This is a genomic window from Kamptonema formosum PCC 10802 (genome assembly GCF_000332335.1).
Taxonomy (GTDB): domain Bacteria; phylum Cyanobacteriota; class Cyanobacteriia; order Cyanobacteriales; family Oscillatoriaceae; genus Oscillatoria.
Genome location: NZ_KB235946.1, coordinates 1 through 10,548, shown reverse-complemented (window position 1 = coordinate 10,548; position 10,548 = coordinate 1). Strand labels below are relative to the sequence as shown.

Sequence of the window (10,548 nt, the reverse complement as noted above, 5' to 3'; positions counted from 1 at the left end):
AGAAGTCTTTTGCCTTGCTGGCCTTGAGCAGTTGGTTCAGTCCCTGCCGCGCCTGACTGCGCCGCGTTTCTTCTTTCGCGTGGGGGTCTGCGTGGGGGAAGGACCGGTAGCTGTAGGGTTCTTTTTCGGGCGCTGCCACCGGCGAGCTGCAAGCCTGGGCGAGTGCCTGCCAGAGCTCTGGGTTTTGCTCCAGGCGCAGCTCTTTCGCTAGAGCGAGAAGGTTCGGACCGGCTGCGGCGTCAGGGAGGCAGTGTTGCGCCACGGTCAGGAGGGTCGCCGCTTCTGCCGGTGTGATGAGCGGCTCAGGGGTATCGGTTGAAACTATACCCTCGGGGGCTGCCGGCTCGGTGACGGTCGCCGGCTCGGTGGCGGCCACTAGCTGCCGAATCCGCTCTTTGGTACCGGCGGTCAGCAATTGCCAGACCTCTTTCTTCTGCGCGTCATAATCATGGCCGTAGAACGAGCGGTAGTGCTCTGCCAGGTGACGGATGTCTTCCGCGCTTTCGGCTAGCTCCAGTAGCTCGGCCCATCCCTTGTTTTCCTCTGACGCGGGGGTTGCCTGCCAGTCTACCGGCTCTGTGGCTGCCGGCTCGGGTGCGGGCGCGGGCGAAATTTCGGTGACGGGTGCCGGTGCCGGCTCGGGGACCGGCTGGGGGGAGGGGTTTCCTGGGGAGGGAGAGGGCGAGAGAGGGGGCTGAAACTCTTGCGCTGCAACGTGGGGAGGGGATTCAGCGGTTTTTGCTCCGTCTATTTCTTCTAGCTCGGCGGTACTGGAGTTTCCTGAGGAGTCTTTTTTTTCTAAAGTATCTTGAGAAAACCCCTGAAAGTCCTCCCCACGTTGTCCTGTAAGGGTTTCAGCCCTCCCCGCACCCCTCTCCAACCCCTCACCGGGTGAGCTTGGGGGGTGCGTCTGGGGGGGGGTGTTTTCCGAGGCTTGGCCATTTTGAGTGCAGAAGAAGAGTTCCTGGATGAGGGGGTAGTCCTCGTCGCCATCCCGTCTGAGCCGCAGGTGGGTCATGACAGTCCGCCTTTTGTCCGGCCCTGAAGTGAGGGTTTCTTTTTTGACATCCCACCCCAGGGACAGGCATATCTCCAGCAGCCTCTTGCTGAAGGAGGCAAGCTCGACCGGGTTCTTTTTCTTGGCGCGAGCGCAGTAGTCCTGGTAGCTTCCGAACAGGGTGTGAGCGTTCGAGCCATCGCCAATCTGGGTGTAGCGGTAGGTGGGGGAGTAAATCAAGTAGCTGTCAGCCCACTCAGCCAGAGAGCTGCTCTCCATCTTCAGGTCCCACTCTCTAGCGCGGAACTCTGGGATTTCCGCATCCCCCAGCCCGCAAATCAGTTCCGTCACGAGATGGTCGGGGAGGCTGAGAGCAATGGGCACGAGGTTCTCTATCTCGCTCTCCAGGAGATCCTCTGTCTTGTGACTCCTTAGGGCAGCGGGCAGCGGTCTGTCAAAGGGCAGCAGGACTTGCCGGCGGTCAATCCCGGTGGTTTCGCCCACAAAAATCGGCGTGTTGCTGACAAGCATGAAAGCCCCGTTAAAGTGTTCGGAAGCGGCTTTCATGTAGTTTTGGCGATAGGAGATTTGGTCCCCGCCGGTCAGGCGCAAGACAAGCCCTATGTTCGCACAAGCCTTTCTCTCATCCGGCAGCACCACCAGCTGCTTGTCAATTATCGCTGCGATCTCGTTTCCGTCGCTCAGCCGCTCGCCGGCACTTACCTTACAGTTCTCCTTCCCCACAACTTTTCTTAGCAGCCGGTAGAAAGTCCCCTTACCCGCACCTGGCGGCCCCACGAGGTAGGGGAAGCGCTGTAGATTACGCCACTGCCACTTCAGAGTGGCGCTAACCACGGCTAAGAGCTTCATGACCCCCTTGCTGTTGCCATTCTGAGTGCGGTGCAGGAACTTGTAAGTGTGCGGGGCGTGAGACTCCAGGGCTTCGATTGCCGAGGGGAAGGCGGACAGGTCTAGGGGGATGTAGCTGTGAGGCAGGCACGAGGTGAAGCCAAAGCCGGGGGCGTGCTCGTGGCGCTCGCCGGTTTGGATGTCAAGAACGCAGTTTGCGAAGTTGACAAAGCGCCGGTGGTCTGGGTGATTCCACTTGGGGGTTAGGAGCTCTCGCCGCAGCGTCTTGAGGACGCTCTCGCAGTAGCGGTCCCATTCGTATTTAATTCCTTGCTGTTTGAGGAGGAAGTACACCTCCTGCCCGAACACCTCCTCTTCCAGCGGCTCCCAGAATTTGCCGTTCCACTGACGCCAGGTTTTCTGGGAGTTGTCGAATTTCCAGTGAGGGCGGTAGTCTTCTGCCAGCGCTTCTCCCACGGCGCGAGGGGCTGGCGGCTTGCTCTGGGGGGTGTCGGCGTTGGGAGAGCCGCTGTTTGCAAACTGCCTCTCCCACTTCTCAATCCGGGCCTGGTTCTCGCCTGCAGCTCTGGATATCTCTGCCTGCAGCCGGTTCAGGAATTCATCGGAGTTTCCTAAGCTGTCCAAAATCTCTTTCACGTCTCCTTTTTCGGGAAGGTCGGGGCAGATAGCCAGCGGGTCCAGGGGGAGGAAGGGCACCCCCGCCGCGTCACAGCCCTCTTGGACTTGAGCGAGCTTCTTTCTGCCGGCATTATCGTTGTCGGGAAGGAAAGCTAGGCAGACGTTGGGGTGCGCCTCTTTAAGCTTCCCGGCGAGCGAGCCCACCTCCTGAGTCCCCCAGGCGCTGCCCTGGAAGGTGAGAGATGACAGGGCTATGCCGCGCCCAATTTCAACGCAGCCCTCCCCTTCCTGCATGAGAACTACGGGCACGGCATCAGGTGGGGCGGCACGCAGCAAGTCTAAAACTTCTTCCTCCCTGTAAGCCGGCCAAGGGGTTTCCCCTTTTGTCCAAACGGGCAGCCCGTCCTCGTTCAGGTGGCACTGGCGGAAGGTCTTCTCTCGCCCCTTTGAGCTGTCCGCGCTCGCCCACTGGAAGCGGTGGACTGTCTGGGACTCGGAGTAGCGGTAAACGATTTCCTCAGCCCCTGCCGGCACTCCTTTCGGCACCCATTTTGGTGTCCCCGGCAGGGGGCAGTCAGCCGCCGGTGAGGGGAGGTGCAGCAGCCGCACTTCCCCGTCCGGGAGGATGGCTGGCGGCGGGGTCGGGCGCTGTTTATAGCGCCGCCCCGCCCCAGAACGCCGCAGGCTGTAGCTCGAGCTCTGCGGGCTGATGGCTTCCCGGATATCCCGGGCAGAACACCCACCTGACCAGCACTGATACGCCCCGGTGCTTAGTTTGACGGTCAGGGCTCCCCCGCCACAAACGGGACAGCGGAACCGGTCCTTTTCCTTTGTCGGCTCCAGCTTGTCGATGTGGTCGCGGATGTCGAAAGAGTAAGTTTTGGTGGAATCCGACAGCTGTGCGGCGAGCTGTCTATTTTTGGTGTTTTCCACTATAATTGGATACATAGTTAATTGGTGGCCTCCTGCGAATTATGACGTGGGGGGCACTTTTGTTTTCGGGGGGCTCAGAAAAATCTTTCCGGCAGGGGGAGCGGGTTCCAAGGGGTTCGCGGGGCGGGGCGGTGAAAACAGGAAGTGTTTTCCTATTAGAGTGGGGGTATTGTTGTTTTTTTTGGTTGCTAAAGCATTGTGTGGCCTTAGCTTGGTGCCGTCTGCCCTGCCCCGAATCATGTGGTTTTCCGCTAGATTTGTTAGTCTGTGGCCCCTGACGGAAGATTTGCTGAGACTACCTCCAAAGCTTTAGTGCCTTTTTTGTTTTTGCGTGCAGCCCCATGTTCCCCATTGTTCCTACAAATGCAACTTTTGTCATTGTTCCTCTTTCTCCCAAAACAGGAAGTTGAGAAGAGGAAGTTGCGTATTTGTTTTTAGGATGGGGGGGGTACTGCCTGCCTATTATAGCCTGCGTGAGAGTGAACGCGATCGGGTGGTTTGCGCTTCAATACCTCTATATTGCATTTTTCGGGGAGTTCTAGGGGATTCCGTAGTGTACACCTTTGCAAGGGAATGCGACACAGGAAAGAATTACAACTTAGGACTTCTAAACACCCAAAGAGCTTTTGCCACCAAATCACACTTCTCTTTCTCGGTTACGGCTTTTTTAGCAGAATCCTACTCCGAGACGGATGGGAAAGGGGAGCGGCTCACTTGTCCCACCCTTCTAGCTTCCCCAGCCGCAACAGCGCCTGCAGTGCCGGCTTGCCCTTCGAGCTGAAGGTTCTGCCGTTCGCGCAGCCGAACACTTCCTTGACCACCACCGTCTCCGACACGCCGCACTCCAGCAGTTTGGTGACGGCCCTGTACAGAGGGCGAAATCCATCCAAATCCACCGGCACAGCGTCACCACTGACACTTGGCACCAGACCTTCCTTAGGCGCGAAACCCTCCTCAGGAGCGGGTTGCAGCTGCGGCAACGGAGAGTCAGTAATTGCACCACCGGCAGCCCCACCGGCACCAGCAACGGAGACTTTGTGGGCCCAAGAAAGGTTAGGCAGGATGGCGATTTTGGGAGTGCCCAGAGTAGAGAGACAGACTCGTGAGCCACCGGCCATCGCAATCGCCTGCTGCAACTCCTCTCCGAGCCGGTCACGGTCAGCGCGTGACGCAAAGAGATTGGCGTCATTCACCGCTGCAATCAGAGGCTCGAAACTTGCTGCCGTTGCGCCGAGACAACAGAACTCAAAAGACCGGCGCATCGATCGGCTGAAACCAATCTCCTCAACGTTGTGCGACTGGCTGACCAAAACAACGTGGCAGTCAAGCTCCCGGCCCTGCGCCACGATTTCATTCAGCCAGCCCTGAGTTGCGGGCCGCTTCAATCGTTTGAGTCTGTCGTAGAGCGAGAACCATTCATCGACAATCAGAAAGAGAGGGTGGAATTTGGGCCCCGTCACGCCGGCCATCAGCGCTTTTTGCTGCTGCTCTTTTCGCCGGCCCAGAGTTTCAAAGACTCGCAGGACAGCCGCTTCAGCTAATTCGACAGACTCCGACTCTCCTGAGGGCAAGTAGGTGACAACCCCACTGAGCCGCTGCAGCCCTAGCCAGTCGGTTGTTTTGGGGTCAAGGATGACGAATTCAGCGCCTTTCCGGGTTTCAAGGATTTTGGCCACCACGGCTTTCAGCAAAGTCGATTTGCCCGCGCCGGTGCGAGTAGCCAGAAGCAAATGACTGCTCAATCCCGCCAACTCTGCCACGATGTCCACGGATTTCAGCAGGGGCAGCCCGCCGCCTGGAGCATAAGTCAGAGACTCGGATTCGGGTGCTGGTTCCGTCCACCTCTCCTCAAATTCAATCAGCAGCTCGCCGACAATCCTGAGAGTCCAGCCCTGATGAGCCGCCACTTCAACCGCGAACACTTCAGGCGGAATCTGACCACGGAACTGACGCCAGAGCTCATAGACCGGCTCTCGAATATTTATTTTCTCTAGCCATCCAAACATAGCAGTAGGGGCGGATGGCCCGCCCCGATAACGTTTACCTATCTCGCCCACCGGTGAACAAATTCTAGGAGGGACTGAACAAACTGTTGCCCCTGGAGTCCAACCGCTGCCGGCAGAAGCCAGGGCCGCAGGAAGTGCAGTTTGGCGTCAGCGGCCACCCAGAGGGCTAAAAGCAGACAGAATTGGCCACCTTCGGAAAGGAAAACCTGATAGTGCTGCGACCGGCAGTAGCTGAGGAAAAACAGCCAGCCAAGTCCAGAGATCGAAGCTCGAACCAAACAGGAGAAAGCGAGACTTGCCAAGCTCTTCAAAGCTCCACCTCCACCATTTCCACCACCACTAGGGCTGCCGCCACTGCCGCCGCTACCCATAGCGTTACGCAAAGCATCCATCGAAAGTTTGTCGCTCATGGCCGCCCCCTCTCGTGAATGGCCGGCTGATAGCTCTGACTATTTGGCGGACAAAGAACTGGGGCTAGGAGAGCAGCGACAATTGCAACGCAAGCCCACGACAGCAGCCAGCTCCAGTCGCTGTCAATCGTTGTAGTCGTAGTCTTAGTGGTTGTCCACCGGCGAGCGTCCTGGTGCCACTGGCGATTGTCCGAGTAGATTATCGTCACGGGCTGTTGCCTAGATTGCAGCTCCCCTACTGCCTGCTGGATTTGGGAGAGTTGCCGTGAGTGCGAATCCAGTTGCGCCTGCTGTTGCTCTTGCGTTGCACGAATCAGTGCCGCCAAGCGTGTCACATCCCCAGCGACAATTGCTGCATCCACGGCCCTGTAAAGCTCTGGACAGCGGGCTTGCTCTGGCACAAACTCTGCCAGCACAATCTCAGCGGTCAACTCTGGTTCAGTCATCGGAGTCACCTCCCTCTAGCAAACCTGCCGGCGCAGACCCTGCAATCAGACTTGCCGGATTGGCCGGTGAGATGCCGCATTGCCGTAAAACCGTAAGACATTCAGTAGTCGTTGCTGGGGCGGCCAAAGCCTGACGCGCTGACTCCTCAAGGATTAAACGACGTAAGACCGGGGCACCACCGGCAGCAATCACGGTTGCGAGCGGGCGCAACAGAGCTTCCAAGCCGGTTTCGTTTTCTGCCGGCTCCTGAGACTCTTGGCGTTGCGGTTGCGCAACGGCGGGCGTTGCGTTCTGGGACTGGATCTGTCGCAAAACGGAGACGCCAGCTTCTGTCCAGAGGGTTTGGCCCTCCTGACTGATAAAGTGCTCGCCCTCAGCAAACCGGTCAGCCTTGCGACTCTTCCAGGTGCGCAATGTCGAGGCTGATACGCCCAGATTTTCTGCTGCTTGGGCTGTGGTGTAAAGCTGACTCATACTCGGCCACCTCCCCGTCCAAAGCGGTGGCGGTCAACACGGGGGGTATCCCCCCACAAGTTTGGGGCGCAATGGTATTCCATGAATGTATCCTTCCGCCTACTATGCGGATTTTGGTGAACGCCGGCGGGGTTTTAAGAACCCTGCTGGCTTGTTTTTATTGGCCACCCGAAACCTCGGATGGTGTCTTCATTACAAGCATAACGTTAACATAAAAGTAGTGTTGCGTTGAAAAAAAAAAATATGCCAGTCAGTCGTGGCCCAAAGACACCCCCCGATGTGGGCGTGGTCAAAACGATGATTTACATGCCCACCCCCCTGCGGGCTTCAGTAGAGGAGCTGGCCAAAGAAGACAATAGATCGCTGTCCAACTTTATCGTCACCACGCTTCAGCGCGTAGTGGACGAGAGAGCCAGACAGGGGGGTGCCGGTGATGAGTGACGGTACAGAAACACGCTTAGACGCGCTTGAAGAAAGGATAGGGCAGATTGAAGCCCGACTCAGCGCCCACGACGGGTCTATCGAATCGCTGGCGCGGATGGCGGCGGAATTGCTGCGGGGACTGCGGCAAAGCGCCAGTGAGGACAGGGCTATCCTGAGGGAACTCCAGAACAGCGCTAACGAGGACAGGGCGCTTATTCGCGAGATTCAGAGCGAGGTTCGGGGGCTGCAGGTTGAGAACCGGCAGATTCTGGACTACCTGTTCCAGCAGCGCAACAATGGGGGCGGGGGGAGCCGGTGACGGGCTTGCGGGTTACAATGGGGGCGTCGTTTTAATTCACACACCTCTGATGCCGCAAGGCGTTGAGCACCCGCCGGGACACGCTTCCAACAGGGTTCTGTTCTTGGATGAGGGGAGGGGCTACGGCCCCTCCTCTTGCGTTTCGGGTGCCCTATAGGTTTTCGGAAACCTCTCCTCAAGCGCCTCCTCAAAGGCGGCGAGCGCTTTAGCGGCTGCTTTATAGCCGGGGGCTTGCCGGCCCAATTTTAATCCCGCCAGGACGCGCGAGCGGATCGCCGGCAGGTCTGGTGGGGGCGGCGCGGATTCGGTGGTAGCCGGTGTGCCGGTCATTTCAGCAGCTCGCTCCATGTCATCTCGCTCGGCGACGGTCGCCGCCAGCTGCTGTCTCAGCTCTTGGTTTTCTAGGTCGAGGTCGCCAACTTTGCCGGCGAGTTCGGCAGCCTCAGAGTCTAGCTCGGAGTTCCGCCGGCTCAGTTCCGCGATTTCCGCTCTGGCTTCCGCCAGCTGCAGCCTGAGAGAGTCAACCTCCCCCCTCAGGCTGCCGGCTCCCCCAGGCGCTGCCCCTCCTCAATCGCGGCGAGCCGGCTCTCAAACCGGCTTTCGAGGGCGGCGAGCCGGCTCTCGAACTTGCTCTCTAGCTCTGTAAGACGCTCTCCCTCGTGTCTTACGCCTGTCTCGCTCTCGTGTCTTACGCCTGTCTCGCTCTCGTGTCTTACGCCCGTCTCGCCCTCTGTCTTACGCGGCTTTGGGGTGGTTGCCGGCACCTCCACAGACTGCGACTGCAGCCCCAACCTCAGGAGAGTAGCGGCGGACTCCGATTTAGTCAGCCCTTTGGCGGCGGCGAAATCCTCCACCGCCTGCAGCAATTCGGAAGGGCACCGGAAATTGAAAAGCTTTGTACTGGCCATACCTGTCTCGCCCGTCTTACGATACTGTCTTACCTATGAGACGATTCTAGCTGGCGCGTCTTACAGACGTCAACTATTTGTACGACACATAAGAAACTCTGTCTTACGGGGCGGCGTGCTATAAGAGCCGCTTATGCTTCGCAACGCGACGTCTTAAGACGAAACCCTACGGTTTCAAATTAAGACTGCAGGCGGTTGCGGCAGGGCGGTGCGCTGGCGCGGAACCCCGGTTTTCCCGCGCCAGCGCTCTGGCTTTCCGGGTGGACTGTTTCCAGCCTTCTAAGAGCCCGAACCCCCTTGTAAACCCGAAAGCGAATATCCGAAACCCTTCCAGGGTTTAGTAGTCCCCCTAGGTACGACTGGGTGCGAGCCCCCTCTCTTCCCTTTTTTGATGACTGTTCAACTGGTATAGCTTCGCTGTGCCACTTTTCTGTCTTACTCCCTTGCTCTCGTAATACGAGACTGCCGTTTTGTAAGACAAGCGGGGGAGGGCAGCGCCCCAACAGCCCACCGGCAGGTGAGAGCTGCCGGTATCGGCGGCTCCCGGTGTCTTACAAGACTGCGAGTCGTCCCCGCCGGTAAGACAGGGGGCTAATGTCAGCAAGTGCCCCCTCGCTCTCAATAAGGGGGCTCGCTGCCAGCGCTGCTGTCCACCTCTGACCGAAAGCCAAGCGCTTCAGGCTCTAGGCGAGGATAGTTTTCTTTGCTGGTGTTGCTGCAGCTGAACGCGGATAGGCTGGCGATGGCTCCTCTGACCTGCGCGTCGGAGACTTCCAAGTAGCGTTGTAAGACCGCAAGTGACCGGTGGCCGCTGATTTGCTGGATGACCCGCAAGGGGATGCCGGCGTCGCTCATCCGCGTCAGCGCTGTCCTTCTAAAGCTGTGGGTGGATGCGCCCTCGATGCCGGTCCTCTGGCACGCCTCCTGCAGCAGCTTGTGGGCGCTCTGGGAGTGCAGGTGTTTCCAATGATGGCTGGCGTGCCGCCCGGGAAAGAGGTAGGGGTTCTTTTCGTCAAGCTGCGGCTGGTAGGCGAGCAAGAGCAGCCGTAATTCTGGATGAACCGGGACTGTCCTAGTCGCCAGCTGCCCTTTGGAGTGGCTCTTGCGGACAATCAGCGCCGGCCTCACGCGCTGCTGCCGGTCAAAAACGTCCTCCTTAAACAGGGAGCAAGCCTCATTGATCCGCGTGGCGGCGAACAGGCACACCCCAAACAGGGCGCGGTCCCTGTCGCTCTGGAACCCAGAGCGGAAGAGCTCCTCAATCTCGAACTCGGTCAACACAGCCGCCTGTCCGTGCCCGTCAATTTTCACTGCTGCCGCACTCATAAACTCTCCCTCCAATTAAAAGGCAAGTGCTCGCCGGCAGATGCCGGCGATTTTGTACGAAATCGCTACCAGCTGGTAGCCGGTTAGAACAGCTCGCGTTGGGGGTTGATTTTGGACAGGCACCAGGAACGGGTCAGCGCCCAGAGGTTCTGGCGGATTTCCTGGGAGAGGAGGTTGCTGGCTACCCACGCCAGCTGGGCTGAGTTTAGCCGGCGGAAGGCGGCGGCGAGCGCTGAGAAGTCTTTTGCCTTGCTGGCCTTGAGCAGTTGGTTCAGTCCCTGCCGCGCCTGACTGCGCCGCGTTTCTTCTTTCGCGTGGGGGTCTGCGTGGGGGAAGGACCGGTAGCTGTAGGGTTCTTTTTCGGGCGCTGCCACCGGCGAGCTGCAAGCCTGGGCGAGTGCCTGCCAGAGCTCTGGGTTTTGCTCCAGGCGCAGCTCTTTCGCTAGAGCGAGAAGGTTCGGACCGGCTGCGGCGTCAGGGAGGCAGTGTTGCGCCACGGTCAGGAGGGTCGCCGCTTCTGCCGGTGTGATGAGCGGCTCAGGGGTATCGGTTGAAACTATACCCTCGGGGGCTGCCGGCTCGGTGACGGTCGCCGGCTCGGTGGCGGCCACTAGCTGCCGAATCCGCTCTTTGGTACCGGCGGTCAGCAATTGCCAGACCTCTTTCTTCTGCGCGTCATAATCATGGCCGTAGAACGAGCGGTAGTGCTCTGCCAGGTGACGGATGTCTTCCGCGCTTTCGGCTAGCTCCAGTAGCTCGGCCCATCCCTTGTTTTCCTCTGACGCGGGGGTTGCCTGCCAGTCTACCGGCTCTGTGG

At 59.0% G+C, this 10,548-nt stretch carries 11 protein-coding genes; 2 read left to right on the top strand and 9 right to left on the bottom strand.

Features of this window, described 5'->3' with window-relative positions:
- The 5 genes from OSC10802_RS56110 to OSC10802_RS0100035 form a co-directional block, all read right to left on the bottom strand.
- Positions 1-3,433 (bottom strand): DUF5906 domain-containing protein (locus OSC10802_RS56110; RefSeq protein WP_044169910.1); only part of this gene is annotated, 3,433 nt, incomplete at its 3' end.
- Between the two features lie 695 nt (positions 3,434-4,128).
- The gene (locus OSC10802_RS0100050) at positions 4,129-5,424 is read right to left on the bottom strand and encodes an FtsK/SpoIIIE domain-containing protein (protein WP_017714736.1); all 1,296 of its coding nucleotides are present in this window, start codon (positions 5,422-5,424) and stop codon (positions 4,129-4,131) included.
- Between the two features lie 38 nt (positions 5,425-5,462).
- On the bottom strand, positions 5,463-5,834 hold the full coding sequence (locus tag OSC10802_RS0100045) for a hypothetical protein (RefSeq protein WP_026098034.1): 372 nt from the start codon (positions 5,832-5,834) through the stop codon (positions 5,463-5,465).
- Positions 5,831-6,280 (bottom strand): hypothetical protein, encoded by a 450-nt coding sequence (locus tag OSC10802_RS0100040; RefSeq protein WP_017714734.1) that lies wholly within the window; start codon positions 6,278-6,280, stop codon positions 5,831-5,833. The genes OSC10802_RS0100045 and OSC10802_RS0100040 overlap by 4 nt, the downstream gene beginning before the upstream one ends.
- On the bottom strand, positions 6,273-6,755 hold the full coding sequence (locus OSC10802_RS0100035) for a MerR family transcriptional regulator (protein ID WP_017714733.1): 483 nt from the start codon (positions 6,753-6,755) through the stop codon (positions 6,273-6,275). Before OSC10802_RS0100035 ends, OSC10802_RS0100040 begins: the two co-directional genes overlap by 8 nt.
- A 243-nt stretch (positions 6,756-6,998) precedes the next feature.
- On the opposite strand from OSC10802_RS0100035, the gene OSC10802_RS0100030 reads away from it, so the two are divergent.
- Together OSC10802_RS0100030 and OSC10802_RS38000 are read left to right on the top strand one after the other, a co-directional pair.
- The gene (locus OSC10802_RS0100030; RefSeq protein ID WP_017714732.1) at positions 6,999-7,196 is read left to right on the top strand and encodes a hypothetical protein; all 198 of its coding nucleotides are present in this window, start codon (positions 6,999-7,001) and stop codon (positions 7,194-7,196) included.
- Entirely contained in the window at positions 7,189-7,497 is a 309-nt protein-coding gene (locus tag OSC10802_RS38000; protein ID WP_017714731.1) for a hypothetical protein, read from the top strand. The genes OSC10802_RS0100030 and OSC10802_RS38000 overlap by 8 nt, the downstream gene beginning before the upstream one ends.
- 120 nt (positions 7,498-7,617) lie before the next feature.
- On the opposite strand, the gene OSC10802_RS37995 is transcribed toward OSC10802_RS38000, so the two are convergent.
- The 4 genes from OSC10802_RS37995 to OSC10802_RS52430 all read right to left on the bottom strand — a co-directional run.
- A complete protein-coding gene (locus OSC10802_RS37995) occupies positions 7,618-7,845 on the bottom strand; it encodes a hypothetical protein (protein ID WP_017714730.1) in 228 nt (75 codons plus the stop codon).
- Positions 7,846-8,030: 185 nt separating this feature from the next.
- The gene (locus OSC10802_RS0100015) at positions 8,031-8,405 is read right to left on the bottom strand and encodes a hypothetical protein (RefSeq protein ID WP_017714729.1); all 375 of its coding nucleotides are present in this window, start codon (positions 8,403-8,405) and stop codon (positions 8,031-8,033) included.
- A gap of 618 nt (positions 8,406-9,023) precedes the next feature.
- Entirely contained in the window at positions 9,024-9,731 is a 708-nt protein-coding gene (locus OSC10802_RS0100010) for a tyrosine-type recombinase/integrase (RefSeq protein WP_017714728.1), read from the bottom strand.
- 83 nt (positions 9,732-9,814) lie between these two features.
- On the bottom strand, positions 9,815-10,548 hold a 734-nt coding region (locus tag OSC10802_RS52430; protein WP_044169909.1), incomplete at its 5' end, for a hypothetical protein.